This window comes from Variovorax sp. J31P207 (genome assembly GCF_030316965.1).
GTDB classification, from domain to species: Bacteria; Pseudomonadota; Gammaproteobacteria; order Burkholderiales; family Burkholderiaceae_C; genus Variovorax; species Variovorax ginsengisoli_B.
In genome coordinates, this window is record NZ_JASZYN010000012.1 from 82915 (window position 1) to 107379 (window position 24465).

24 protein-coding genes are annotated in these 24465 nt (G+C 69.8%); 13 read left to right on the plus strand and 11 right to left on the minus strand.

All coding sequences use genetic code 11. The features are described from left to right. Positions 1-15: 15 nt before the first annotated feature. Positions 16-1098, minus strand: a complete 1083-nt coding sequence (locus tag QTI68_RS30845; RefSeq protein ID WP_286527019.1) for a LysR family transcriptional regulator — start codon at positions 1096-1098, stop codon at positions 16-18. On the opposite strand from QTI68_RS30845, the gene QTI68_RS30850 reads away from it, so the two are divergent. From QTI68_RS30850 to QTI68_RS30860, 3 genes are read left to right on the plus strand one after another with little or no spacing between them, the layout of a single operon-like run. Next, a complete protein-coding gene (locus QTI68_RS30850) occupies positions 1097-1891 on the plus strand; it encodes a gamma-glutamyl-gamma-aminobutyrate hydrolase family protein (protein WP_286527020.1) in 795 nt (264 codons plus the stop codon). The genes QTI68_RS30845 and QTI68_RS30850 overlap by 2 nt on opposite strands. Before the next feature lie 25 nt (positions 1892-1916). Next, positions 1917-3032 (plus strand): M14 family metallopeptidase, encoded by a 1116-nt coding sequence (locus QTI68_RS30855; RefSeq protein WP_286527022.1) that lies wholly within the window; start codon positions 1917-1919, stop codon positions 3030-3032. Positions 3033-3080: 48 nt separating this feature from the next. Further along, a complete protein-coding gene (locus tag QTI68_RS30860) occupies positions 3081-4412 on the plus strand; it encodes an MFS transporter (protein WP_286527023.1) in 1332 nt (443 codons plus the stop codon). Between the two features lie 23 nt (positions 4413-4435). Here QTI68_RS30860 and QTI68_RS30865 read toward each other — a convergent pair whose 3' ends face one another. Together QTI68_RS30865 and QTI68_RS30870 are read right to left on the minus strand one after the other, a co-directional pair. Next, entirely contained in the window at positions 4436-5611 is a 1176-nt protein-coding gene (locus QTI68_RS30865) for a M20 aminoacylase family protein (RefSeq protein WP_286527025.1), read from the minus strand. A 7-nt stretch (positions 5612-5618) separates the two neighbouring features. Continuing rightward, positions 5619-6596: a tripartite tricarboxylate transporter substrate binding protein gene (locus QTI68_RS30870; protein WP_286527026.1), complete on the minus strand. Its 978-nt coding sequence runs from the start codon at positions 6594-6596 to the stop codon at positions 5619-5621. Positions 6597-6739: 143 nt separating this feature from the next. Between QTI68_RS30870 and QTI68_RS30875 the strand changes: the two genes are divergently transcribed. Further along, positions 6740-7624 (plus strand): LysR family transcriptional regulator, encoded by an 885-nt coding sequence (locus QTI68_RS30875; protein ID WP_286527027.1) that lies wholly within the window; start codon positions 6740-6742, stop codon positions 7622-7624. 39 nt (positions 7625-7663) lie between these two features. On the opposite strand, the gene QTI68_RS30880 is transcribed toward QTI68_RS30875, so the two are convergent. Further along, positions 7664-9187 carry an alpha/beta hydrolase family protein gene (locus tag QTI68_RS30880; protein ID WP_286527029.1) on the minus strand — a complete coding sequence of 508 codons (1524 nt, stop codon included), beginning with the start codon at positions 9185-9187 and terminating at the stop codon, positions 7664-7666. A 222-nt stretch (positions 9188-9409) separates the two neighbouring features. Between QTI68_RS30880 and QTI68_RS30885 the strand changes: the two genes are divergently transcribed. From QTI68_RS30885 to QTI68_RS30895, 3 genes are all read left to right on the plus strand, one after another. After that, entirely contained in the window at positions 9410-9694 is a 285-nt protein-coding gene (locus QTI68_RS30885) for a hypothetical protein (RefSeq protein ID WP_286527030.1), read from the plus strand. A 94-nt stretch (positions 9695-9788) separates the two neighbouring features. After that, complete coding sequence (locus QTI68_RS30890; protein ID WP_286527031.1) at positions 9789-10109, plus strand: type II toxin-antitoxin system PrlF family antitoxin; 321 nt, start codon at positions 9789-9791, stop codon at positions 10107-10109. Continuing rightward, positions 10109-10570, plus strand: a complete 462-nt coding sequence (locus QTI68_RS30895; protein WP_286527032.1) for a type II toxin-antitoxin system YhaV family toxin — start codon at positions 10109-10111, stop codon at positions 10568-10570. The genes QTI68_RS30890 and QTI68_RS30895 overlap by 1 nt, the downstream gene beginning before the upstream one ends. Positions 10571-10633: 63 nt before the next feature. Here QTI68_RS30895 and QTI68_RS30900 read toward each other — a convergent pair whose 3' ends face one another. Further along, positions 10634-11422 (minus strand): helix-turn-helix transcriptional regulator, encoded by a 789-nt coding sequence (locus tag QTI68_RS30900; protein WP_286527033.1) that lies wholly within the window; start codon positions 11420-11422, stop codon positions 10634-10636. 165 nt (positions 11423-11587) lie between these two features. Between QTI68_RS30900 and iaaH the strand changes: the two genes are divergently transcribed. The 6 genes from iaaH to QTI68_RS30930 are packed head-to-tail and all read left to right on the plus strand — an operon-like array spanning position 11588 to position 18448. Then, positions 11588-12994, plus strand: coding sequence for an indoleacetamide hydrolase (gene iaaH / locus QTI68_RS30905; RefSeq protein WP_286527034.1), 1407 nt, complete (start codon positions 11588-11590; stop codon positions 12992-12994). Between the two features lie 43 nt (positions 12995-13037). Continuing rightward, positions 13038-14186, plus strand: a complete 1149-nt coding sequence (locus QTI68_RS30910) for a substrate-binding domain-containing protein (protein ID WP_286527035.1) — start codon at positions 13038-13040, stop codon at positions 14184-14186. 7 nt (positions 14187-14193) lie between these two features. Continuing rightward, positions 14194-15048 carry a branched-chain amino acid ABC transporter permease gene (locus QTI68_RS30915; protein WP_286527037.1) on the plus strand — a complete coding sequence of 285 codons (855 nt, stop codon included), beginning with the start codon at positions 14194-14196 and terminating at the stop codon, positions 15046-15048. Next, positions 15026-16825, plus strand: coding sequence for a branched-chain amino acid ABC transporter ATP-binding protein/permease (locus tag QTI68_RS30920; protein ID WP_286527038.1), 1800 nt, complete (start codon positions 15026-15028; stop codon positions 16823-16825). Before QTI68_RS30915 ends, QTI68_RS30920 begins: the two co-directional genes overlap by 23 nt. Positions 16826-16833: 8 nt before the next feature. After that, positions 16834-17514 (plus strand): ABC transporter ATP-binding protein, encoded by a 681-nt coding sequence (locus tag QTI68_RS30925; RefSeq protein WP_286527039.1) that lies wholly within the window; start codon positions 16834-16836, stop codon positions 17512-17514. Between the two features lie 37 nt (positions 17515-17551). Further along, positions 17552-18448, plus strand: a complete 897-nt coding sequence (locus QTI68_RS30930) for a LysR family transcriptional regulator (RefSeq protein WP_286527040.1) — start codon at positions 17552-17554, stop codon at positions 18446-18448. On the opposite strand, the gene QTI68_RS30935 is transcribed toward QTI68_RS30930, so the two are convergent. From QTI68_RS30935 to QTI68_RS30960, 6 genes are all read right to left on the minus strand, one after another. Continuing rightward, positions 18435-19538, minus strand: coding sequence for an enolase C-terminal domain-like protein (locus tag QTI68_RS30935; protein WP_286527041.1), 1104 nt, complete (start codon positions 19536-19538; stop codon positions 18435-18437). The genes QTI68_RS30930 and QTI68_RS30935 overlap by 14 nt on opposite strands. 144 nt (positions 19539-19682) lie before the next feature. After that, positions 19683-20402 carry an ABC transporter ATP-binding protein gene (locus tag QTI68_RS30940; RefSeq protein WP_286527042.1) on the minus strand — a complete coding sequence of 240 codons (720 nt, stop codon included), beginning with the start codon at positions 20400-20402 and terminating at the stop codon, positions 19683-19685. Further along, positions 20399-21169 (minus strand): ABC transporter ATP-binding protein, encoded by a 771-nt coding sequence (locus QTI68_RS30945; protein ID WP_286527044.1) that lies wholly within the window; start codon positions 21167-21169, stop codon positions 20399-20401. Before QTI68_RS30945 ends, QTI68_RS30940 begins: the two co-directional genes overlap by 4 nt. Before the next feature lie 314 nt (positions 21170-21483). Further along, positions 21484-22416 carry a branched-chain amino acid ABC transporter permease gene (locus tag QTI68_RS30950; RefSeq protein ID WP_286527046.1) on the minus strand — a complete coding sequence of 311 codons (933 nt, stop codon included), beginning with the start codon at positions 22414-22416 and terminating at the stop codon, positions 21484-21486. Beyond that, a complete protein-coding gene (locus QTI68_RS30955) occupies positions 22413-23285 on the minus strand; it encodes a branched-chain amino acid ABC transporter permease (RefSeq protein WP_286527048.1) in 873 nt (290 codons plus the stop codon). The genes QTI68_RS30950 and QTI68_RS30955 overlap by 4 nt, the downstream gene beginning before the upstream one ends. After that, positions 23278-24456, minus strand: coding sequence for an alpha-hydroxy acid oxidase (locus tag QTI68_RS30960; RefSeq protein ID WP_286527050.1), 1179 nt, complete (start codon positions 24454-24456; stop codon positions 23278-23280). The genes QTI68_RS30955 and QTI68_RS30960 overlap by 8 nt, the downstream gene beginning before the upstream one ends. Between the last annotated feature and the right edge of the window lie 9 nt (positions 24457-24465).

Consider the following 24465-nt stretch of genomic DNA (forward strand, 5'->3'; position numbering starts at 1 on the left):
GCGCGAGCGGCTGCTTCAGCGCATTCGCCGTGCCCGATCGCTTCGCACGCCGCGGCCTGGCCTGGCCTCCAGGCGCGCGAGCTCGCCGGCCGCATTCGCAAAGCTCGCGCGGATGAAGTCGAACGCCCGCGCAGCTGCCGGCACCAGCGTGCGGCCGGCGCGATGGACGATCCCGAGCGTCAAGTCCAGATCGAGCCGCGGCGTCACGTCGATCGGCACCACGACGCCGGCCCTCAGCGGATCGAGCACGGCGATGGCGGTCGATGGCGTGACCGCATCGCTGGATGCCAGCAGCGCGTGGACGGTACCGAGATCGCTGGTGCTGAGCGCGAAGTGGTTGCCGATCGGCATGCCGAGGCCATACAGGTCCGCGATCCTGCGTTCGACGGACGCGTCGGCATAGCCCGCGGCAATGAGCGGATAGGCAGAAAGATCGGCCATCGTGACGTTGCGCCTGGCCGAGAGCGGATGCGCCGCGCGCGCGAACCAGCCGAAGGTGCACGGGTAGATCGGCTCGGTCACCATGTCGCGCTCGCGCCCGGCGATGCGGACGTCGCCGATGAAGAAATCGAGTTGCTCCTTGCGCAAGGCCTCGTGCAGCACGTCGGTGCTCTGGACCATGGCGCTGACACGCAGCCCCGGCGCCTTGTCGAGCATCTCCAGCATCAGTGGCGCGAGCAGGAACCTGGCGATCGACGAGCCCATGCCGAGCGCCAGCGATCCGAGTTCTCCTTCGCGCATGAGCGCCAGGGAGCGCGCCCCCTCGGTGTCGTCGAACACGATCCGCCGCGCGCGCTCCACGTAGGCGAGGGCATAGGGCGTCGGGCGCAAGCGCCGGTCCTGCCGGTCGAACAGCGGCACCCGCAGGACGTTCTCGAGCGCGCGCAGGCTGCGCGACAGCGCAGGTTGGCTCAGGTGCACCGCCTCGGCGGCGGCGCTCAGGGAGCCGAGGTCGATGACGGCCAGGAAATGCCTCAGTTGCCGGATGTTCATTTCAGCCTTGGCTTGCAGATTCTGCAAGTTGAAGCTGAATATTATGCAATTTACGCAAGCTCGGTGAATTCCTAGACTGCCTTCCGCAGCCCAGCCATTCGCCATGAAAAACCTCCCACATCCGTCCGCCAGCCTGCGACCCGTCGTCGTCATCACGTCCGACCGGGTCGAGCGCCACGGCCATCCGGCGCATGCCGCCCTGCACGGCTACGTTCACGCCGTCGGCGAAGTCTCGCGCGCGCTCCCGCTGGTGCTGCCCGCCGTGGCGGGCGGACAGCTGGCCGCCACGCTGGCGGCGACGATCGACGGCATCGTCCTCACCGGCAGCCCTTCCAATGTGGCGCCGGCGCGCTATGGCCTGCCGCTGCCCCACCGCGAGATGCTGCTCGACCATGACCGCGATGCCGCCATCCTGCCGCTGCTGCCGGCGCTGGTCTCGGCCGGCGTGCCCGTGCTGGCCGTGTGCCGCGGCTTCCAGGAGATCAATGTCGCCTGGGGCGGCACGCTGGAGCCCGCCGTGCACGAGCAGATCGGCAGGCTCGACCACCGCGAAGGCGATCACGATCGCCCGATCGAGCGCTGGTACGACGACAGCCACGACCTGCACCTGGTCGAAGGCGGCCTGCTGGCCCGCTTGGCCGGCAGTACCCGGACCCGGGTGAATTCGCTGCACCACCAGGGCATCGACCGCCTGGGCGCCGGCTTGCGTGTCGAGGCCAGGGCGCCGGACGGACTGGTCGAAGCCTTCTCCATTGCAGGCGCTGCCCAGTTCACGCTCGCCGTCCAATGGCATCCCGAGATGCGCGTCGGCGACAGCGCGTTCGCGCGCGCCATCTTCGAGGCCTTCGGCGACGCCTGCCGGCTGCGACAGCAGCAGCGCTTGGCCCCTTCCCCCTGACCCCCACACAAACCGACGGAGACATATGAAAAACGACGCCTGGATCGACGGGCTCTTCAGCCACAGCTATGCCGAAGCACGGCAGAAATTCCTGACCGCCGCAGCGCGGCGCGGCCTGCAGGTCGAGTCCCATGAACTGGAGTTGGCCGGCGCCGACGGCGAAACGCTGGCCACGGACGTCGTCCTGGACGGCCCGGCCGATGCATCGAGGATGCTGCTGGTGATCAGCGGCGTCCATGGCGTCGAGGGCTTCTGCGGCTCGGCCGTCCAGACCGGGATGCTGCTGCGCGCCCGCGAAGGCGTCGATGCCTTGCGCGACACGGCGGTGCTGCACGTCCATGCGATCAATCCCTTCGGCTTCTCGCATCTGCGTCGGGTCACGCAGGAGAACGTCGACCTCAACCGGAACTTCGTCGACTTCGCCAAGCCCTTGCCGGTCAATCCCGGCTATGCGGAGATCCACGAACTCCTGCTGCCGGCCGTGTGGCCGCCGGAGGCCGACGTCGAATCCGCGCTCGCGGCCTACCGCGACCGGCATGGCGCGCGTGGCCTGCAACGCGCCATGAGCCTGGGCCAGCACACCTGCGCCGACGGCATGTTCTTCGGCGGCCATCGGCCGACCTGGAGCAACGACACCTTCCGCCGCATCCTGAAGCGTCATGCGCCGAAGGTGCGCCAGCTGGCCTCGATCGACATCCATACCGGGCTCGGCGCCTACGGCGTCGGCGAGCGCATCTTCGCGAGTTTCGACGAAGACCCGGCCGTGCTCGCGCGGGCCGAGCGGTGGTGGGGCGAACTGACCTCGGTCACGACCGGCACCTCGACCAGCATCCCGCTGACCGGACCGATCCAGACCGCGATCACCGAAGAGTGCCGCGGCGCGCAGCATGTGGGCATCTGCCTGGAGTACGGCACCTGGCCGAGCGAGCGTGTCACCGGCGCATTGCGTGCCGAGCACTGGCTGCACCGGCACGGCGACACCGATGCGGCGCGGTCCGCCGCCATCAGGCAGGCGCTCAAGGATGCGTTCTATCCCGATGCCGCCGACTGGAAGCTCGCCGTATGGCAACAGGCTTCGCAAGCCTGCCTGCGCGCGCTCGAAGGCTTGCAGGAAGACGCGTCCCAGGCCATGCTGGCCTGACGCGCGTCCGTTCTCGATCCCGACCCCGAACGAACCACGGAACACCCCATGAACGCGTCCACCCTGAATCCCGCCGGCCTGCCCCAGGCCGCGACGGCTGCGCGCAGCGCGCACCCTGCCCCCAAGACCGCCATCAGCCGCAAGGCGGTCGCTGCCGCCGTCGCGGGCAATGCCCTCGAGTTCTACGACTTCGTCATCTACGCCTACTTCGCCGTCTACATCGGCCGCACCTTCTTCCCGGTCAGCGGGGAGTTCGGCAGCTTGCTGGTGGCGGTGGCCACGTTCGGCGTCGGATTCTTCACGCGGCCGCTGGGCGGCGTGTTGATCGGCGCCTTCGCCGACCGGGCCGGGCGCAAGCCGGCCATGATCCTGACGGTGGCGCTGATCACCGTCGGCACGCTGGGCCTGGCCGCGACGCCCAGCTATGCGAGCATCGGCATCGCCGCACCGGTGATCGTCGTGTTCTGCCGCCTGCTGCAGGGCCTGGCGCTCGGTGGCGAGGTCGGGCCGGCCACCGCGCTGCTGCTCGAAGCGGCGCCGCCCGGACGGCGCGGCTTCTATTCGAGCTGGCAGATCGCCAGCCAGGGGCTCGCCGTCGCGGTGGGCGGGACCTTCGGCGTGGCGCTGTCGCTCGTGCTCACGCAGGAGCAGCTCTCGTCGTGGGGCTGGCGCGTGCCGTTCCTGTTCAGCCTGGTGCTCATTCCCATCGCGCTCTACATCCGCCGCAGCCTTCCCGAAACCCACGAAGGCAGCGGCGATCGCACCGGCGCGCAGATCGTCGGCTCGGTGTTCAGCAAGCACCGCCGCGTGCTGGTGCTGGGCGTGCTGCTCACGGCAGCGACGGCGGTGGCGTCGCAGGTCGGCAACTACATGGTCACCTACGCGGTCCAGGTGCTGAAGCTGCCGCCGGCGCTGGCGCAGGGCAGCGTGCTGATGGGCGGCGTCATGACCTTCGCCTTCGCCCTGGTCGGTGGCCTCCTGTGCGACCGCTACGGCAGAAAGGTCACCAACCAGCTGCCCCGCATCGTGCTGATGTTGTCGATCGTGCCGCTGTTCATGTGGCTGTCGGGTGCACCCGGCGCCACCACGCTGCTGGTGGTGTCCGCGATCCTGGCCGCGCTGACGGCGATGTTCGGCGCCGCGGGGCTGGTGACCGTTCCGGAACTCCTGCCCATTGCGGTGCGAAGCACGGGCCTGTCGCTGGTCTACGCGATCGGCACCTCGGTGTTCGGCGGCACCACCCAGTTCGTCGTGACGTGGCTGATCGCCGTGACGCGAAATCCGATGGCCCCGGCCTACTACGTGGTTGCGATGTGCGCGATCAGCGTGGTCGCCATGTGGATGCTGCCCGAGTCGCGCGATGTCGATGTGACGAAGTAGCGGCTGTCGGTCTGGCGCCTTCGTCAGGCCGCCAGGAAGCGCTCGGTCAGCAGCGCCCAGTAGGCCGAGCCGATCGCCACGTTGTCGTCGTTGAAGTCATAGCCCGGGTTGTGCACCATGCAGGCGCCGGCACTGTCGCCGTCGCCGTTGCCGATGAACAGGTAGCTGCCCGGCAGCTTCTCGAGCATGAAGGCGAAGTCCTCGCTGCCCGGCAGGGCCGGGCCCTGCAGCGTGACCTGGTCGGCCCCCACCAGTTCCAGCGCCACCTCGCGCGCGAAGGCGGTCTCTTCGGGCGTGTTGACGAGCACCGCATAGCCCGGCCGCCAATCGACTTGCGCCCTGACGCCGAAGCTCTCGGCCTGCGCGGCGATCAGTGCCTTCACGCGCCGTTCGAGCGTGGCGCGCACCTCGCGGTCGAGCGCGCGGATGCTGATCTCCAGCGTGGCCTGCTGCGGGATCACGTTGTTGGCCTTGCCGGCGTGGATCGCGCCGACCGTGACCACCGCCATCTGCAGCGGATCGACGTTGCGCGACACCACGGTCTGCAGAGCCATCACGATGCTGGCCGCGGCGACCACGGGGTCGGCCGCCCGGTGCGGCATCGCGCCATGGCCGCCGACGCCCGTGAGGGTGACCGTGGCGTAGTCCGACGAGGCCATCGTCGGGCCCTCGCGCAGCACCAGGCGGCCCTGCGGCATGCCCGGCATGTTGTGCATCGCGAAGATGGCGTCGCACGGGTATTTGTCGAACAGGCCGTCTTCCATCATCTTGACCGCGCCGCCGCCGCCTTCCTCGGCCGGCTGGAAGATCAGGTTCAGGGTGCCCGAGAATCGGCCCCGCTCGGCGAGATGGCGCGCCGCGGCCAGCAGCATCGCGGTATGGCCGTCGTGGCCGCACGCATGCATCACGCCGGCATTGCAGCTGGCATAGCCGAGCCCGGTGGCCTCGTCGATCGGCAGGGCGTCCATGTCGGCGCGCAGGCCGAGGCGGCGCCGTCCGTCGCCGCGCACCAGGCGGCCGACGACGCCGGTGCCGCCGAGCCCGCGCTCGACCTCGTAGCCCCAGGCCTGCAGCTTCTCGGCCACCAGGGCCGAGGTGCGGTGCTCGTCGAAGGCGAGCTCGGGGTGGTGGTGGATGTCGCGCCGCAGCCCGATGAATTCATCCGACTGGCTGTGCATGTGATCGAGGAGTGCGCTCATCGGGGCCTCATTGCGGTTGCAGGTTGATCGACTTGGCGATCGCACGATAGCGCGCGGTCTCGGCTTCGTAGAACTTGGCCGCTTCGGCCAGCGTCATCGGCGGCGCTGCCAGCTGGGTCTGGGCCGCCAGCTGCGCGCGCACGCCCGGGTCCTTCAGGGTGGCGCCGATGGCCTTGTGCAGGCGCTGCACCACGTCTTCGGGCGTGTTCTTCGGCACCATGAAGCCGCTCCAGATCTGGAACGCGAAATCCTTCAGTTCCTTGCCTTCGCTGACCGTGGGCACGTTCTTCAAGAGCTCCGAGCGCTGGGCGCCGAGCTGGCCGATCACCTTGAGCCGGCCCTGGTCGGCCATCGCGCCCATGCCGGCACTGTAGACCAGCACCGCGAAGTCGACCTGGCCGCCGCCGATGTCGGTCAAGAGCGGCGCGTTGCCCTTGTACGGCGCATGGATCAGCTGGATGCCGGTGCGTTTCTGGACATCCTCGAGGATCAGGTGGTAGAGCGAGCCGATGCCCACGCTGCCGTAGGTCAGCGGCTTGTCGGCGTTCTTGCGCGCCAGCGCGATCAGCTCGTCGATGTTGTTGGCCGGCAGGTCCTTGCGCGCGACCACCACCATCACGGCGTCGGTCACCGGATGGACCAGGCGGAAGTCCTCGGCCTTGAGCTTGACCGCGGCGTTGGCCAGCGGTGCCAGGATGACCTCGTTGGGGGAGCCCTGGAACAGGTAGTAGCCGTCGGCGGGCGCCGCGAGCACCTTCTGCGCCGCCAGCGCGCCGGACACGCCGCCGAGGTTGTCGACGATCACCTGCTGGCCCAGCTCCTTGCCCAGCGGCGCGGTGAAGATCCGGGCGGCGGCATCCGAAGGGCCACCCGCGGGGTACGGCACCATCAGGCTGATCGGCTTGCTCGGGTAGTTCTGGGAGAACGCGGCGCCTGCGGCCAGCAGCAACAGGCCGGCGATCGAACGTTGGAAGAAGGTCTTCATGGGGTTCCTGTTGACGATGGGCTGTGGGGCCGTCCCTCGGAGCGGGGACGCGCTTGCATCGTAGGAGCGCCGCGTGAGAACATCCAATGCATTGTTGTCCGCCAAATGATTACTTCAATGCATGCATCCCGCGGGGCCGCCCGATGACATTGGTCCAGCTCAGGCACCTGCTCGTGCTGGCCGAGAGCGGTTCGTTCAGCAAGTCGGCGCAGGCGATGTGCATCACGCAGCCGGCCTTCAGCCGCAGCATCCGCGCGCTCGAGGACGAACTCGGCATGCCGCTGTTCGACCGGATCGGCCGCCGCAGCGAGCTCACGCCTTTCGGCCGCGACGTGGTGCTGCGGGCCCGCCAGCTGGTGTCCGAGGCCGGCGAGCTGCGCGACAGCGGCCGGCAGATGCGCGAGGGGCAGGGCGGTGCGATCCGCATCGGCATGGGTTCGGGGCCGGGCGCCATGCTGATGACGCCGCTGCTGATGCACATGGCGACTCACCATCCGAAGGTGCGGGTGGTGGTGGCGCGCGGCGGCACCGAGCTGCTGGCGCAGGCATTGCGTGCCCGCACGCTCGACGCGCTGGTGCTCGATGCGCGCTCGCTGGCGCCCGGTGCCGACCTCGAGGTCAGCATGCTGCGCGAGATGCGCGGGGTCTTCATGTGCCGGCGCGGCCATCCGCTGGCGCACAGGCGCAACGGCGTGGATTTCGAGGCGGTGCAGCGCTATCCGATCGCCTCGACGCCGCTGAGCGACGAGGTGGCGCGCAGCCTGATCGAGACCTACGGGCCCGAGGCCCATCCGGCGCAGTGCGTGACCTTGCAATGCGAGGAGGTCGCCAGCCTGGTCGAGGTGGCGCGCCAGACCGATGCGGTGCTGCTGGCGATCCGTGCTGCGGCGCCCGACCTGGTCGAACTCAAGATGAACCCGCCGATGGAGCGCAGCGCGCGCTTTGGCCTGGTCACGCTGCGCCGGCGCACGGAGGCGCCGGGGCTGGCGATCGTGCGCGCGCTCATGCAGGAGCTGCTGCACGACTGAACGGCGCGGCACCCGGGGCCGCCGCGCCGTCTCGGTCGATCAGGGAGGGCAGGCGCCGCCGGGGCTGTTGACGATGAGGTTGCGCAGGGCGGCGGTGCTCGCCGTCGTGTCGTCGATGCCGATCGTGTTGTTCGTGAAGGCACAGCCATAGGTCGTCGCGGCCACGGTCGCCGGCGTGACCACATCGTCGCCTGCGGGCTTGGGTCCGCCGCCTTCCCACTTGATCATGGCGTCGAAGGCGGCGACCTGCTCGGCCACCGTGAAGTCGCAGTGGGTGGCGCCGCGGATGGCGCGCTGCACCAGCCAGTTGCCGTTGCCCTTGGCGGCCACGCGCTTCTGGTAGATCTGCTCCATGCTGAAGGGCACGTAGAGATCGCCCAGCGTGTGCAGCGTCACGACCGGGATCTTGAACTCGCCGTTGGCCTTGGGGATCCAGCGCAGGCCGTCGGTGCGCAGCCGGTTGGCATCGGCCACGGCCGTGAGCTTGAGCACCGAGGCGTTGATCTGGTTCGACGTCGCCGCATCGCCGTCGACGGTGTAGGTGAAGCGGTTGGTATCGATCACGCTCTTGTTGAGGATGCCGGTGATCGTGCCGTCGCCGCCGAACACGCCCCACACGGCCGAGAACGAGCCGCCGTAGGCAAGGCCGAGGTTGAAGATCGGCCGCGGGCCGCCGGTGAGGTTCTGGATCACCGAGGCGTATTTGACGCCGGTCGGCGTCAGGGTGACCGGCGTGGCCATGCTGGTGAACAGCGCGCCCGTCACCTGCGCCGAAATGTCCGACCAGTTGATGAACGGATACTTCGGCACCCCGGCCAGTGCCTGCGCCGTGACCTGCGCGGCGGCGAAGTAGTCGAACAGCTCGGTGTCGCCGACCACGCCGCACATCGGCACCGCGCCGTTGTACCGGACCTTGTGGTTGGCGGTGGCGTAGGCCTCGTCCTCGATCGCCGCGGCCGTGATGTGGCCGCCCATCGAGTGGCCGGTGATGAAGATCTTGCTGGGCGCTGCCAGCGTGCGGCCGGCGGCGGCGGCGATCTTGTTGAACTCCAGCGCCAGCGCGTTGGTGTCCTCGACACCGACCCGTACGTCGTAGTAGTTCTTGCTGTAGCTGGATGCGGCCCAGGCGTAGCCGTTCTGGATCAGGTAGCGGCGGATCGACGGATTGCTGACGCCCAGCGCGTTGCCGGTGCCGGCGTAGCCGTGGGCGTACATGACGAGCTTGCCGTTCCAGTTGGCGGGCACTTCGACCCGGTACGCGGCACCGCCCAGCACGCCGGCCCAGCGGCTGGTCGTGGCAGGGTCGTACGCCGGGGTGGCCGGGTCGGCCGCCATCGCCGCGAAGGTGGTCGCGCTCGGGTCCGCGGGCACGAAGCTGTTGCGGTTGTCCTGCTCGCGCTTTTCTTCCGCCACGGGCGCGGGCGCCGGGGCGGGTGCAGCGGCAGGCGCCGCCGCCGGCGCGGGCGCCGCGGCGATGAACGGGACGGAATTGCCGCCACCGCCGCAAGCGGCGAGGCTCAAGGTGGTGGCCAAGGCCAGGAACTGGACACGACTGGGTTGCATGGGGATTTGTCTCCGGGATTTCTTGGTTGATTTGTTGGCAAACACGGGGGACACGAAACGCCGGCGCGCCTTCGACCTGGACCGAGCGACATCACCGGCGGTCGCAGCGTAGGGGCGCGCGCCGGCACGGCGCTGCGGAGTTACCCGCGACCGCTATCACATTGGCGACAGGCGCATCCGGGTCAGAATCCGATGGCGCCATGGTCGGCGCGGAGGCTCCAGGTGGCGATATTCATTGACCAGTGCAAGCGGCTGGAGGCGGCGACGGAGATGGCGTCCGGCGGCTCCATGCTGTCGACCTTGATGGCTTGGCTCCAGTTCGTCTTCTTCCTGCCCGCCAAGCTGGCGATGCTGATTCCCGACGGCAACAGCGCCCTGGGGCGCTACTTCGAGCTCGACTGCAGCAGCGGCACGCACTGGGGCGGCGCGCTGTTCTCGGGCGTGGTCTGGGTCGCTTTGCTGGTCGGCGTTTCGTTCGCCTGGGACGGGCGGGGGGCGAGGCGCTGACCCCGTGGGGCGCCCGCACAAGCAGATTGATATTGACGCGGTAAGGAAATTTCCTTACCATCGAGCATTCCTCATTCCTATCTGGAGTGCCCTCATGCCCGAAATCCATGAAGTCGCAACGCTGACCTCCAAGGGTCAGATCACGCTGCCCAAAGCCATCCGGCAGGCGCTTGGCGTGGACACCGGCGGCAAAGTGGCATTCGACCTTCGTGGCGGCGAGGTCGTCGTGAGCCGAGCCGAAGGCGGCGTCCACGATGACCCGGCCATTGGTGCCTTCCTGGAACTCTTGGAGTCCGACATTCGGGCCGGGCTGCATGTCAGATCCCTGCCGGAGGACTTGGCACGTGCCATGCTGGCGAATGCGCGGCATGCGGTGAACGTCGATGAGGACATCGACGGCGACGTGGCGCTCTGATGCAACGCAACGGTTGGGCGCTCCTGTTTCACGAGGGAGTGATCGCGCAGTTGCGCAAGCTGCACGCAGCTGCGCAACGGGCCGAGCGCAACGACCTGCAAGGGTTCGAGAGCAACGCCAACGTCAAGCTGTTCCGGGCATTGAGTCAGTTGATCATGGACATCGTGCCGAGCGATCCTTCGCGCGACGAGTTCCGCCAGGGCAACACCTTGGGGCCGGCCTATAGGCATTGGCGGCGCGCGAAGATCGGACGTCGGTTTCGTCTGTTCTTCCGCTATGACTCCAGAGCCAAGGCGATCGTGTACGCCTGGGTCAACGACGAGCAGACCTTGCGGTCGGCAGGCGGCCACTCAGATCCCTACGCGGTGTTCCAGAAGATGTTGGTTCGGGGCAATCCTCCGGACGACTGGGCCGCATTGTTGGCGGCCTGCAAGAGAGATTGGTCGACAGACGATCCTTGAGTTCCCATCCCGGTGCGACATGAAAGGCCATCCCGGGGCGCGCAGGCGCCGTGCTCGGCGGCCTCAGTTCGATGCCGCCAACGGGTCGTTGACCAGCGCCTGGGCCCGGGCCGCCAGCTGGGTCCGGTTCTCGACCCGCAGCTTGCGGAAGGCGTTGGCCAGATGGAAGCGCACAGTCGGCAGCCCGACCGCCATGCGCTTGGCGATCAGCTTGTCGGGGCAGCCCGAGAGCACCAGCGCAGCGGCTTCGGCTTCGCGCTGGCTCAGGGCCGAGCGTCGCTGCAGTAGCTCGGTGACGCTCTCGCGGGCCTGCGGCGACAGCAGCGGGTCGGCCTCCCACTGGAAGCGCGCCAGCGCCGCCGCGAAGGCGGGCTCGACCAGGCGCAGCGCCTCGATCTCGTTGTTGTCGAAGTTGCCGCGCTCGCGCCGCCGCCAGATCCGCATGTCGCCGGTGCATTCGCCATGGGCGAAGACATAGACGTTGACGCCCCAGTGCATGTGGTCGCGGGCCAGGAAGTCGTTGAAGAACTCGGTCCGCGCCAGGTCGCTCTGGCACAGGATCTGGGTCGCGAGCGTCGGATGGCGGCGCTCCATCATCGGGAAGGTGAGCGGATCGACGAAGCGGTAGTACTCGTCCCAGCTGCGCAGGTTCTCGAGCGACATGTTGAGCGCCTTCACGCGGTCGAAGCGCTGGGCGATCCGGTCCCAGGTGAAGGAGACGTAGGTGTCGGCCCGCAGCAGGTCGAGCATGGGCAGCGCGAGGTCGCCGCGCAGGGCATCGGGGTCGGTGGCCTCGGCCAGCAGACGCATGACGTCACCGAGCGCGCGGGTCTGTGCCGTGGCGAGATACATGGCGTGGGTAAAGCAAAGACCGTGCAAAGGGGGCGGACGGCGATGCTAGCCCGCCGTGCGCCGGCCGGTATATCGGTGCCGACCCGTAGGGCCCCTATCAATCGTGATAGGTGTGCGTGCCGCCTGCGCTTCCTAGCATTCGCTGACTCGACCAAGGAACAGGCCATGAAGCTCACACAACTCGGTGTCGCCGAACTGCGGCGCCAACTCCAGGCGGGCGCCGTCACCAGCGTGGCGGTCGCCGACGCCCTGATCGCCCGCACCGAAGCCCATGCCGCGCTCAACGGCTACGTCGCCTTCGACGCCGAGGCGCTGCGGGCCCAGGCCCGGGCCGCCGATGCCCGCATCGCGGCGGGCGAAGACCTTCCGCTGCTCGGCGTGCCGGTGGCGCTCAAGGACAACATCGACGCCGTCGGGCTGCCCAGCGGCGCCGGCACCGGCGCCCTGCACGGCCTGCATCCGGCCCGCGACGCCGAAGTGGTGCGCCGCCTGCGCGCTGCCGGTGCGCTGGTGGCCGGCAAGACCAGCATGCACGAGCTGGCCTTCGGCATCACGACCAACAACAGCGTGACGGGCGCGGCGCGCAATCCCTGGGACCCGTCGCGGATTCCGGGCGGCAGCAGCGGCGGCTCGGGCGTGGTGGTGGCCGCCGGCCTGGTGCCGGCCGCGATCGGCACCGACACCGGCGGATCGGTGCGGGTGCCGGCCGCCCTGTGCGGCGTGGTCGGCCTGCGGCCGACGGTGGGGCGGGTGCCGGGGCAGGGGATCGCGCCGATCTCCGCCACCCGCGACACCGCCGGCCCGATCGCCCGCAGCGTCGCCGATTGCGCGCTGCTCGACGGCGTGCTGGCCGATGGCGGCGCGCCGCTGGACCCGGTGGCGCTCGCGGGGCTGCGGCTGGGCCTGCCGCGCGCGCCGTTCTGGGAGACGCTCGAGCCCGGCGTGCAGGCCGTGGCGGACGCCGCCGTCGAACGCCTGCGCGCCGCCGGCGTGCAGTTGGTCGAGGTGGCGCTGCCGGGGCTGACTGAACTCAACGGGGCGGCCGGATTCCCGATCGCGCTGTTCGAATTCGTGCGCGACATGGGCCGCTATTTGCGCGACGCCGGCCGCGGCATCGACCTCCAGCAGCTCGTCGACGGTATCGGCAGCCCGGACGTCGCCGCCATTGCGCGGCCCCTGCTGGCCGGCGGCGCGGTGCCCGAGGCCGCCTACCGCGAAGCCCTGCTGGCGCGCGTGAAACTGCAGGCGCTCTATGCCGATGCCTTCGCCGCCTCTGGCGTGCACGCCCTGCTGCTGCCGACCACGCCCCTGACCGCGGCGCCGGTGGGCGACGACGAGACGGTGCTGTTCAACGGCCAGCGCTGCCCGACCTTTCCGACCTTCATCCGCAACACCGACCCGGGCAGCAACGCCGGCATCCCGGGCGTCACGCTGCCGGCGGGGCTGGCGGCGGGCCTGCCGGTCGGGCTGGCGCTCGACGGCCCGGCCGGCAGCGACCGCCGGCTGCTGGCGGTCGCCGCGGCGATCGAGGCCATCCTGCCCACCGAGCCCTCCGCCCCCTGGCTGCGCTGAAGACGCGGCAGGCACCACCCCCGATCACAACAGAGGAGTTCTCATGGATCGTCGTACCTTTCTTCATGGCGCCGCGGCTGCCGCGGCCCTGGGCAGCGCGGGCGTGCGCGCGCAGTCGGCACTGAACGTGGCCGTGATGCTGCCGCTGAGCGGACCCGCGGGCCTGTTCGGCCCTTCGGCCAAGGCCTGCGCCGAGCTCGCGGTGCAGACCCTGAATGCGAAAGGCGGGGTGCTGGGCCGCAACATCAACCTGCTGGTCGGCGACGCCGGGCTGCCGCCCGCCGAGGCCTCGCAGGCGGCGCTGAAGCTCTGGAAGGGCTCGGGCGCGCAGGTGGTGATCGGCATGCACGACAGCGCGGTGCGCGGCGCGCTGGTGGGGCTCTTCAAGGGCCAGGTGCCGTACTTCTACACACCGGTCTACGAGGGCGGCGAATGCGCCAAGGGCACCTACGTCAACGGCGAGACGCCGGCCCAGCAGCTGGCGCCCGTGATCCCGTGGCTGGCCTCGGAACGCAAGCCGAAGAAGTGGTACATGATCGGCAACGACTACATCTGGGGCCGCAACACCAATGCCGCGGCCAAGGGCTACATCACCCAGACCGGCGCCCAGGTGGTGGGCGACGAATACCTGCCGTTCACGGTCGACAATTTCGATTCGAGCCTGGCCCGGATCCGCGACAGCGGCGCCGACGCGGTGCTGGTGTCGCTGGTGGGCGGGGCCTCGGTCGGCTTCAACAAGGCCTTCGCGAGCTTCGGACTGGCGGACAAGGCGATCCGCCTCGGCACGCTGATCGAGGAGAACACGCTGGCCGGCATCGGCGCGGCGAACGCGCGCAACCTCTATTCGAGCGCGGGCTATTTCGCCAACATCCAGACCCCGGCGGCCAAGGCTTTCTCGGAGGCCTACTTCAAGAAGTTCGGTGCCCAGGCGCCGGCCCTCAACGGCCTGGCCGAATCGGTGTACGAGGGCTTCCTGATGCTGGACGCAATCAGCGCCAAGGCCAAGTCGCTCGAGGTCGCGAAGATGGACCCGGCCAGCGAGGGCGCGAGCTACAACGGCCCGCGCGGCGCGGTCACGATGCATGCGCGGCACGTCGAGCAGGACATCTACCTGGCCGACGTCGACGACAAGGGCTTCCGGGTCGTCAAGACCTTCCCCCGCATCGCGTCGGGCCAGACCTGCAAGGTGTAGCGCCGAGATGGACACCAGCTGGCTGCTGCATGCGCTGAACCTGGCCTACGAACTCTCGACCTTGGCGCTCACGACGCTGGGCCTGGCGGTGGTGTTCGGTCTGCTCGGCGTGATGAACATGGCGCATGGCGAGTTCGTGATGCTGGGCGCCTACGCGGTGGTCACGGTGCAGGCCTGGGGCTGGCCGATCGCCACCGCGATGCCGCTGGCGATCGTTGTCTGCGGCTTGCTGGGCTGGGTGGTCGAGCGCTGGCTGATCCGCCCGCTCTATGCCCGGCCCTTCGACACCCTGCTGGCGACCTGGGGCCTGGCGATGGTGCTGCGCAAGCTGGTCGAGGCGATCTACGGCCGCGGCTACCGCAACGTCGAGAGCAGCCTGGCGACGCCGGTCACGCTGGCCGGCGTGCAGTACCCCGGGTACCGGCTGGCGCTGATCGCCTTCGCGGTCCTGCTGATGATCGGCCTGGCCTTCTGGTACCGGCGCAGCGTCATGGGCCTGCGCGTGCGGGCGATGACCGGCAACCCGATGCTGGCCCAGGCGCTGGGCATCGACACCCGCCGCCTGGCCTCGCAGACCTTCGTCATCGGCGTGGTGCTGGCGGGCGCAGCGGGCGTGCTGCTGGCGCCGCTGGTGCGCATCGAGCCCGGCATCGGCGTCGACTACCTGCTCGACGCCTTCTTCGTGCTGGTGGTGGGCGGCCTCGGCACGCTGGGCGGCTTCGCCGGCGGTGTCGGCGTGATCGGCGGCAGCCAGGCGGTCGTCAGCAGCCTCGCCGGCCAGACCAGCGGCTACGCGGTGGTGCTGATCCTTTCGATCCTCTTTCTCTGGCTGAAGCCGAATGGACTCCTTGGACGCCGTTGAACACCCTCCCTGCGCGGCCCTGCGCCGGCCGGCCCGACGCTGGCGCCTGCCGGGCAGCGAAGCGCTGTGGCTGGGCGCCGCCCTGGTGGTGCTGCCCTTCGCCAGCAACGACTTCGTCGCCTACCAGATCGCGCTGTTCCTGATCTACGGCATCGCGACCCAGGGCGTGGCGCTGTGCTGGGGCCGGCTGGGCTTCCTGCCGCTCGGGCATGCGCTGTTCTTCGGCCTCGGCGCCTACCTGGCGGGCGGCACGCTGAAGGCGGCGCAGCAGCAGCCGCTCTGGTATTTGGCGCTGCCGCTGGCGCTGCTGCTGCCCGCGGCCGTCGCCTATGTCACGGCGCGGCTGGTGTTCGCGCGCAGCCATCGCAGCGGCCCCTTCTTCTCGCTCATCACGCTGGCGATGACGATGCTGGGCTTCCTGGCGGCGCAGCAATGGAGCGCGGTCACCGGCGGCTTCAACGGCATGGCCGACATCCCCGAGCTGCCGGGCACCGAGCGCTACAGCAGCTTCTACTGGGTGGTCGCCGCCTGCGCGGTCGGCAGCACCGCCTTGCTGGGCCTGGTGCTGCGGCGGCCGTTGGGCATGCTGTGGAGCGCGGTGGCGCAGAACGAAGACCGGCTGCAGCTCTTCGGCTATGCGACCGACCGCATCAAGGCCTTCGCCTTCGGCTTCTCGGCGCTGCTGGCCGCCGCCGCGGGTGCGCTGTTCGCGCTGCACCAGGGCATCGTGACGCCGCTCACCATGGGCTTCGTGCTGTCGACCGAATTCGTGATCTGGGCGGCGGTCGGCGGCAAGGCCAGCCCGCTCGGGGCGCTGCTCGGCGCCGTGTTCATCGGCTATGCCTCGTCGGAGCTGCGTGACCATTTCGCCTATTGGGAGGTCGCGGTGGGTGCGATCTTCATCGTGGTGGTGCGCTTCCTGCCCGAAGGTCTGGCGGGGCTGGGCCGGCCCTTGTGGCGGCGCGGGCCCGCCGCGGCGCCTGGCGTGCCGGCCACCGACGCGCCTGCGCGGCACGCACCGGACGGGCGCATCGGCCTGGCCTTGGAGCAGGTCCATGCCGCGCAGGGCGGCGTGCGGATCCTCGATGGCCTGGCGCTGGCGCTCGACGGCCCCGGGCTGCGCTGCGTGATCGGCCCGAACGGCGCCGGCAAGACCTCGGCCTTCAACGTCATGACCGGCCGGCTGCCGCTGCGTTCGGGGCGCATCCTGCTCGACCGTGCGGACATCTCGGGCGCGACCGCCTGGCGGGTGGCGCGGCGCGGCGTCGGGCGCAAGCTGCAGATTCCGTCGGTATTTTCCGAGCTCAGCGTGAGCCAGAACCTGGACGTGGCGCTGTGGGCCGGGCGGCTCGGCCCGGCGATGTCGCTGGCGCGGGCGCCGCTGGGATGGCGCAGTCCGCTGCGGGACGAACTGCTCGACCTGTTCCCGGCGCTGCGCGAGCAGCTCGCCACCCGTGCGGGCAGCCTCTCGCAGGGCCACCGCCAGGCGCTGGAGTTCGTGATGACCGTGCTGCCGCAACCCCGCCTGGTGCTGCTCGACGAGCCCTGCGCCGGCCTGTCCCCCGCCGAGACCCACCACATGATCGATGCCATCAAGACCGTCATCGACCGGCTGGGCGCGGCCGCGCTGGTGATCGAGCACGACATCAGCGCCGTGGCCGCGATCGGCGGCGACGTCTACGTGCTGCACCAGGGCCGGCTGCTGGCCCAGGGGACGCTGGCCGAGATCCAGGGCGATCCGGCGGTGCGGGCGGTGTATGCGGGGGCGCGCAAATGAACGGCTCGTTGAAGTTTGATGCCTTGGTGTGCGGCTACGGCGACACCATGGTGCTGCGCGGCCTGAGCGGCAGCGCGGGCCCCGGCCGGGTGCTCGGCGTGCTCGGCCGCAATGGCGTCGGCAAGACCACGCTGATGCGCGCGCTGGCCGGCTTCCTGCCGCTGCGCGAAGGCACGATGACGCTCGGCGGGCATGACCTTTCGCAGGTGGCGCCGCACCAGCGGCTGGCGCGCGGCATGGCCTACGCGCCGCAGGAGGACGTGGTGTTCGGCGACCTCAGCGTGAAGGAGAACCTGTGGCTGCACCTCGACGACCGCGACCCGCAGCGCTACGCGGCCTGCCTGCAGGCCTTCCCGCGCCTGGGCGAGCGCATGGCGCAGCGCGCCGGCTCGCTGAGCGGCGGCGAGCGCAAGCTGCTGTCCTTCACGCGCACCATGGGCCTGCGCGCCGCGCTCAGCCTCCTCGACGAGCCGACCGAAGGCGTCCAGCCCGAGAACATCGAGCGCATGGCGGCGCTGTTGCGGGCCCGCAAGGCCGAAGGCGCCGGGTTCGTGATCGTCGAGCAGAATCTGGAGTTCCTGCTCGCGGTGGCCGACGACCTGATGGCGATCGACCACGGCGAATGCCTGCTGAAAGGGGCGGCATCGGAGTTCGGTCGCGCGGCGCTGGAGGCCCACCTGATGGTCTGATGCTGCGCGCCGTTCCAGGCAAAAGAACACAGAAGACATGACCCACCTGGACCTCAACCTCATCCGCGTCTTCGTCGCCATCTACGAGACCCGCAGCGTCACGCAGGCGGCCGAGCGGCTCGACGTCACGCAGCCGACCATCAGCTACGGCCTGGCCAAGATGCGCGAGGTCTATGCCGACCGGTTGTTCTCGCGCGGCGCAGCGGGGCTGGTGCCGACCGGCCTGGCCGAGCAGTTGTTCGAGCGCTTCCGCGACGCGCTGGCCACGGTCGAGAGCACGCTGGAGCAGCAGCGCCTGTTCGACCCGGCGCTGTCGACCCGGCGCTTCCGGCTCGCGATGTCCGACATCGGCGTGCTGTACTTCGTGCCGCCGCTGTTGCGCCGCTTCCAGGAGTCGGCGCCGCGCATCGAGATCGACATCGTGCAGATCGCCGAAGCCGTCGGCGAAGACCTCGCAGCCGGACGGATCGACCTCGCCATCGGCCACATTCCCGCGCTGTCGCCGCAGATCCGCAGCGCGCTGCTCTTTCGCGAGCACTACGTGTGCCTGATGTCGTCCGCCCATCCCACCATTGGCAGCACGATGAGCCTGAAGGAGTTCGCCGCGGCGCGGCACGTGATGGTGTCGTCGCCGCGCACCGGCCACTTCCTGGTCGACGAGGCGCTGGCCCAGCGCGGCGTCAACCGCAACATCGTCGCCCGGGTGCCGCAGTTCACGGTGCTGCCGCCGCTGCTGTCGCAGAGCGACCTGCTGGTGCTGCTGCCCTCGCGCGTGGCCGAGCTCTATGTCTCGCAGGGCGGCCTGAAGGCGCTCGACCTGCCGGTCGAACTGCCGGACTTCCAGGTCCAGGCGTACTGGCATGTGCGGCACGAGTACGGCGCCGCGAACCGCTGGCTGATCGACGAGACCGTCCAGACCCTCAGCAAGCTCTGACTTCGAAGCGGCGCACCGCCTTCTCGTTCCAGGCGATGCCGGTGCCCGGCTGCGGCGGCGCGATGGCGCCGCCGTTCTCGAAGGCCAGCGGCTCGGCCAGCACCGGGCCCGCCAGGTCCATGCGTTCGAGCAGGTGGCAGGTCGGCGTGACCGCCAGCAGGTGCACGCTGACCTCCTGGAAGATGTGGCTGGACATCGGCAGGCCGCGGGCTTGTGCCAGCGTCGCTGCGCGCAGCCAGCCGGTCACGCCGCCGATCTTCATCGCGTCGGGCATCACCAGGTCGCAGGCGCCGGCCTCGAGCGCCTTGGCCATCTCGTCGGGCCCGCACCAGTTCTCGCCCATCTGGATTGGCAGCCGCACCTGCGCCCGGATGCGCGCGTGGCCCGCGTAGTCTTCCTGCAAGGTCGGTTCTTCGACCCAGCCGATGCCTTCGCCTTCGAGCGCGTGGATGCGGCGCACCGCCTCGGGCCCGGCCAGGCCCTGGTTGTAGTCGACCAGCAGCTGGGTGTCGTCGCCGATGGCCTGGCGCAGGGCGCGCACCACGCGCAGGTCTTCGGCCAGCGTGGCGTAGCCAACCTTGGTCTTGATGGCGCCGAAGCCCTGCGCCACGGCGCGCTCGGCGCGCTGCACGCCCAGTTCGACACCGTCCAGGCTGTGGCTGTCGTAGGCCGCAATCGGCCGGCGTCGGCCACCCAGCAGTTCGACCAGCGGCAGGCCGCGCGCCACGGCCAGCGCGTCCCAGGCGGCCATGTCGAGGCCGGCGCAGGCCATTCCCGCGAGGCCGGTGCGGCCGAGCAGCCGCAGGCGCTGGGCCAGCAGCCGGTCGAGGTCGAAGGGCGCCAGCGGCTGGCCCTTCAAGACCTCGCCGAGCGCCGTCACCATCTGCCGGGTGGCTTCGAGCGCCAGCGGCGTGTAGGTGAAGAGGTAGGCGCGACCGATGCTGCCGTCGCTGGCGTGGAGGTCGATCAGCACCAGCGGCGCGGTGGCGACCACGCCGACGCTGGTGCGAACCGGGAATTCGAGGGGGACGTTGACGGCGCGGGCTTGGACGGCGGCGATCAGGATCGAGGGGTCTGTCGGGTGGTTCATGGCATGCCTTTAGTCAGTTGAGGACAGAGCAAAAACTGCTGCGCAGTTTGTTGGTCTGTCCCGCAAGGTCTCAGGAAGTCGAGGACAGAGCAAAAACTGCTGCGCAGTTTCTTGGTCTGTCCCGCAAGGTCTTCATATGTCTCCTCACAGTCCCAGATACGCGGCCTTGATCCGCTCGTCCCGCAGCAGTTCGCCGGCCGGCCCGCCGAGCGCGATGCGTCCGGTCTCCAGCACGTAGCCGACATCGGCCACCGACAGCGCCGCATGCGCATTCTGTTCCACCAGCAGGATCGGGATGCCCTCGGCCTTGAGCCGCGCGATGACCGCGAAGATCTCGCGCACCAGCAGCGGCGCCAGGCCCATCGATGGCTCGTCGAGCAGCAGCACCTTGGGTTCGCTCATCAGGGCGCGGGCGATCGCCAGCATCTGCTGCTGGCCGCCGGAGAGCGTGCCGGCGGCCAGCAGGCGCTTTTCCTTCAGCACCGGGAACAGCGCGTACATGGCGGCTAGCCTTTCGTCGCGGCGCTCGGGGCGGGTGTAGCTGCCCAGCAGCAGGTTGTCCTGCACCGACATCGGGCCGAATACCTGCCGGCCCTCGAGCACCTGCGACAGCCCGGCCCGCACGCGCGCGTCCGCGCTGTCGCGCACGATCTCGCGGCCGAACAGGCAGACGCTGCCGCTGGCCTTGATGAGGCCCGAGACCGCGCGCAGCAGCGTGGTCTTGCCGGCGCCGTTGGCGCCGACCAGCGCCACCAGCTGGCCCCTGCCGACGGCCAGGTCGATGCCGTGCAGGGCCTCGATGCGCCCGTAGCCGGCGACCAGGCCGCGCACCTCCAGCACGTTGACTTCTTCGCTGCTGCTCATGCCAAAGCCTCCTCGGCCACTGCCTCGGTGCCCAGGTAGGCCGCGATCACCTGCGGATTGGCCCGCACCTCGGCGGCGCTGCCCTCGGCCAGCTTGCGGCCGTAGTCGAGCACCAGAATGTGGTCGGAGATGTTCATCACCAGCTTCATGTCGTGTTCCACCAGCAGCACCGTGATGCCCGAGGCCGCGATGCTGCGGATGAGTTCGGTGATCTCGTGGGTCTCGGTGTCGTTGAGACCGGCCGCGGGCTCGTCCAGCAGCAGGATGCGCGGCTTGCTGGCGAGCGCCCGCGCGATCTCGAGCCGCTTGAGCAGTCCGAAAGAGAGCTGGGTCGCGTGGGCATGCGCATGGTGGCCGACGCCGACGTAGTCGATCAGCCGCAGCGCCTCCTCGCGCAGCGCCGCATCGGCGCGGCGGGTGGCGCCCAGCATGCCGCCCAGCAGCGAACTGCGGCTGTGCAGGTGGGCGCCGAGCATGACGTTCTCGCAGGCCGTCATGTTCATGCAGACCTGCAGGTTCTGGAAGGTCCGGCTCATGCCGCGGCGCGCCAAGGCGTCGGGCGAACGGCCGCCGACGCTTTCGCCGTCGAGCAGGATCTCGCCGCGCGTGGGTTCGTAGACGCCGCTGATCAGGTTGAACAGCGTGGTCTTGCCGGCGCCGTTGGGGCCGATCACGGAGTGCACCGAGCCGCCGCGCACCGTGAAGCTCACGCCCTGCATCGCATGCACGCCGCCGAAGGACTTCGAGAGGTTCTTGACTTCTAGCATGTCAGGTCTTGTTGGGGTGCGGGGGCGGGGTCGGGGTCATGTTCGGGGCGCGTGCCGAGGGCACCGGGTGGCCCCCTCCGCTCATGTCCCCCGCCTTCGGCTCCTCCTTTACTTCGCTGCGGGGGCCACCCGGCGCCCTCGGCACGGGTAGCAGGAGGTGGATCCAGCCGATGAACGATGGCCGTGATGGCGCACGCCGATGGCGTGCTCTGCGCAGCGAAATAAAGGAGGAGGCCGAAGGCCGGGGGACATTCGCGGAGCAGAGTACGCCGTCGGCGTGAGCCCGCCCCACCTCGCATCGAAGAAGCTTCATCTCAGCCCTTCCTTCTCAACTTGAGTGCGATCGACGGCACCAGCCCCTTCGGCAGGAAGATCATCGTCAACATCAGCACCAGTCCGAAGAACACCATCTCGTAGCCGTGCAGCCCGCCCAGCAATTGGGGTAGCGCAGTCATCAGCGCCGCGCCCAGCACCGCGCCGAAGGTCGAGGCCATGCCGCCGAGCACCACCATCGTCGCCAGTTCCACCGAATGCGTGAAGGCCGCGATCGAGGGGCTGATGAAGCCGAGGTAGTGCGCCGTCAGGCTGCCCGAGGCCGCCGCGAACACGGCCGAGGCGACGAAGGCCCGGACCTTGAAGCGCGCCACGTCCACACCCATCACGCGGGCCGCGACCTCGGAGCCGTTGAGCCCGCGCAGCGCGCGGCCGGCTGGCGATTGGTACAGGTTGAGCGACAGCAGCACCGCCAGCCACAGCAGCACCGCCGCCAGCGCATACCAGTGCCGCACCTTGGCGAAGGCGAAGCCGGCCACCTCCAGCGGCGGCACCGGCATGCCGTCGGGCCCGCCGGTCCAGTCGACCTCGTTGATCAGCACGATGTTGACGATCACGCCCAGGCCCAGCGTGGCCATGGTCAGCGAGTGGCCCTTGAGGCGCAGGATGGGCTTGGCGATCAGCCAGGCCACCACGGCGGCGCCGACCGCGGCGCCAACGATGGCGGCCAGCGGCGGCCAGCCGAAGCGCGCGGTGACGATGCCGCTGACATAGGCGCCGATGGCGACGAAGGCCGCATGGCCGATGCTGATCTGGCCGGCGAAGCCCATCAGCAGGTTGAGCCCGATGGCCGCGATCGCGGCCAGCGCGATGCGCACGGCGATGTCGACCACGTAGTTGTTCGGCAAGGCGAAAGGGAGCAGCGCCAGCACCAGGGCCAGCGCCAGCAGGGAAGGGCGGAACAGGGCCTTCATACGCGGTCCGAGGTCTTGGCGCCGAACAGCCCGTGCGGCATGACCAGCAGGATCACGACGATCATCACGAAGGGCACGGCGTCCTTGTAGGCCGACGAGATGTAGCCGGCCACCAGCGCCTCGAGCAGGCCGACGATCAGGCCGCCGACCACCGCGCCGAGCCCGCTGCCGAGGCCGCCCAGCGTGGCCGCGACGAAGCCCTTCATGCCAAGCATCAGGCCGAGGTCGTAGACCGTGGTGGTGACCGGTGCCGCCACCACGCCGGCCACCGCGCCGAGCAGCGCCGACAGGCCGAAGGACAGCTGCAGCACCCGCGCCGTCGGAATGCCGACCGCGCGCGCCGCCAGCGCGTTGGCGGCCACGGCCAGCATCGCCTTGCCGATCATCGTGAAGCGGAAGAAGCCGAAGCACAGCGCCACCAGCACGGCGGCCGTGCCGAGCACCCACAGGCTCTGCGGCAGCACGTAGGCGCCCATGATCTGCAGCGCGCGGTCGCCGCTGAAGGGCGGGAGGGTCTGCTGGTTCTTGCCGAGCACGATCTGCACCACGCCCTGTATGAAGATCGAGGCGCCGATCGTGATGATGATCAGCGACACAACGCTGGCCTCGCCGGCCGGCTGGATCGCCAGCCGGTACAGCAGCAGGCCGACGATGACCGTGGCGGCCACGCCGCCGACCATCGCCAGGCCGTAGGGCATCTGGTGGGCCAGCAGCGCGGCCGTGACCATGCCGCCCAGCATCAGGAAGTCGCCCTGGGCGAAATTGATGACGCCGCTGGCGTTGTAGATCAGCGAAAAGCCCAGGGCCGCCAGCGCGTAGATCGCGCCGGTGGTCAGCCCCGAGAAGACGAACTGCATGAAGTCAGACAAGGCTGCCTCCTGGAAGGATGGAACGCGCCGCCAGGTGGTCGGCGCAGACGTCGGCGGCGCTGTCGGCGCCGATCAGGATCTGGGTGCGCGCGACCTCGTCGCGCAGGGTCGCGAGCACGCTGCGGCAGCCGGCCTCGGCGCCGCTGGCCATGCCCCAGACCGCGGCCCGTCCGACGAAGGCCGCGGTGGCGCCGCAGGCCAGCGCCTTGACGACGTCGCTGCCGCGGCGGAAGCCACTGTCGACCAACACCGGCATGCGGCCTGCCACGGCATCGACGATGCGCGGCAGCACCGAGATGGTGGAGGGCGCCGCGTCGAGCTGCCGGCCGCCGTGGTTCGACACCACGATGCCGTCGATGCCGCTGCGCGCCGCGCGCTCGGCATCGGTCGGATGCAACACGCCCTTGAGCAGCAGCGGACCGTCCCACAGACGGCGCAGCCAGTCCAGCTGTTCCCAGGCCAGTGTGCGGTCCATCGCGCGCGACAGCAGCGCGGCCTGCAGCTGCGCCGATTGGCCGCCGCCTTCCGTTTCGCTCAGGTTCACGAAGGAGGGCGAACGGCCCTGCCGCGCCATCGACAGCGACCAGGCCGGATGGCGCGCCAGGTCGAGCAGGGTCGAGGGCGTGAACCGGAACGGCAGCTTGAAGCCGTTGCGCACGTCGCGCTCGCGCATCCCGCTGACCGCCACGTCGACCGTCAGCACCAGCGCGCCGAAGCCGGCGCTGCGGGCGCGCCGCACCAGCTGCTCGGCGATCGCGCGATCGGACATCACGTAGAGCTGCAGCCACTGCTGGGCCTGCGGGTTGCGTTCGAGCCCGGCCGCGCGCACCGCTTCGAGCCGGTCGTTGGAGGCAGTCGACAGCACGAAGGGCACGCCTTCGGCCGCCGCCGCACGCGCCAGCAGCAGGTCGCCGTGCGGCCGCACCAGGCCTGAGAAGCCGATCGGCGCGATGCCCGCCGGCATGGACCAGCGCTGGCCGAAGACCATGATCGAAGTGTCGGCGTTGCGCGTGTCGCGCAGCACCTGGGGCAGCAGGTGCAGCGTGGCCAGGTCGTCGCCGTTGCGGCGCAGGCAGCGTTCGTCTTCCGCGCCGCCATCGACATAGTCGTAGACGAAGCGCGGCAGGCGCCGGGCGGCGTGGCGCCGGTGGTCGTGGGTGTTCAGGTTCATGCGTTCCTC

Bases quoted from the DNA above. Each gene is read 5' to 3' on its own strand.
- QTI68_RS30945 (WP_286527044.1), bottom strand. From the start codon at position 21,169: ATGCTAGAAGTCAAGAACCTCTCGAAGTCCTTCGGCGGCGTGCATGCG.
- QTI68_RS30915 (WP_286527037.1), top strand. From the start codon at position 14,194: ATGGACACCAGCTGGCTGCTGCATGCGCTGAACCTGGCCTACGAACTC.
- QTI68_RS30890 (WP_286527031.1), top strand. From the start codon at position 9,789: ATGCCCGAAATCCATGAAGTCGCAACGCTGACCTCCAAGGGTCAGATC.
- QTI68_RS30920 (WP_286527038.1), top strand. From the start codon at position 15,026: ATGGACTCCTTGGACGCCGTTGAACACCCTCCCTGCGCGGCCCTGCGC.
- QTI68_RS30865 (WP_286527025.1), bottom strand. From the start codon at position 5,611: ATGAGCGCACTCCTCGATCACATGCACAGCCAGTCGGATGAATTCATC.
- QTI68_RS30860 (WP_286527023.1), top strand. From the start codon at position 3,081: ATGAACGCGTCCACCCTGAATCCCGCCGGCCTGCCCCAGGCCGCGACG.
- QTI68_RS30845 (WP_286527019.1), bottom strand. From the start codon at position 1,098: ATGGCGAATGGCTGGGCTGCGGAAGGCAGTCTAGGAATTCACCGAGCT.
- QTI68_RS30910 (WP_286527035.1), top strand. From the start codon at position 13,038: ATGGATCGTCGTACCTTTCTTCATGGCGCCGCGGCTGCCGCGGCCCTG.
- QTI68_RS30900 (WP_286527033.1), bottom strand. From the start codon at position 11,422: ATGTATCTCGCCACGGCACAGACCCGCGCGCTCGGTGACGTCATGCGT.
- iaaH (WP_286527034.1), top strand. From the start codon at position 11,588: ATGAAGCTCACACAACTCGGTGTCGCCGAACTGCGGCGCCAACTCCAG.
- QTI68_RS30960 (WP_286527050.1), bottom strand. From the start codon at position 24,456: ATGAACCTGAACACCCACGACCACCGGCGCCACGCCGCCCGGCGCCTG.
- QTI68_RS30950 (WP_286527046.1), bottom strand. From the start codon at position 22,416: ATGAAGGCCCTGTTCCGCCCTTCCCTGCTGGCGCTGGCCCTGGTGCTG.
- QTI68_RS30850 (WP_286527020.1), top strand. From the start codon at position 1,097: ATGAAAAACCTCCCACATCCGTCCGCCAGCCTGCGACCCGTCGTCGTC.
- QTI68_RS30875 (WP_286527027.1), top strand. From the start codon at position 6,740: ATGACATTGGTCCAGCTCAGGCACCTGCTCGTGCTGGCCGAGAGCGGT.
- QTI68_RS30880 (WP_286527029.1), bottom strand. From the start codon at position 9,187: ATGCAACCCAGTCGTGTCCAGTTCCTGGCCTTGGCCACCACCTTGAGC.
- QTI68_RS30895 (WP_286527032.1), top strand. From the start codon at position 10,109: ATGCAACGCAACGGTTGGGCGCTCCTGTTTCACGAGGGAGTGATCGCG.
- QTI68_RS30930 (WP_286527040.1), top strand. From the start codon at position 17,552: ATGACCCACCTGGACCTCAACCTCATCCGCGTCTTCGTCGCCATCTAC.
- QTI68_RS30870 (WP_286527026.1), bottom strand. From the start codon at position 6,596: ATGAAGACCTTCTTCCAACGTTCGATCGCCGGCCTGTTGCTGCTGGCC.
- QTI68_RS30855 (WP_286527022.1), top strand. From the start codon at position 1,917: ATGAAAAACGACGCCTGGATCGACGGGCTCTTCAGCCACAGCTATGCC.
- QTI68_RS30935 (WP_286527041.1), bottom strand. From the start codon at position 19,538: ATGAACCACCCGACAGACCCCTCGATCCTGATCGCCGCCGTCCAAGCC.
- QTI68_RS30940 (WP_286527042.1), bottom strand. From the start codon at position 20,402: ATGAGCAGCAGCGAAGAAGTCAACGTGCTGGAGGTGCGCGGCCTGGTC.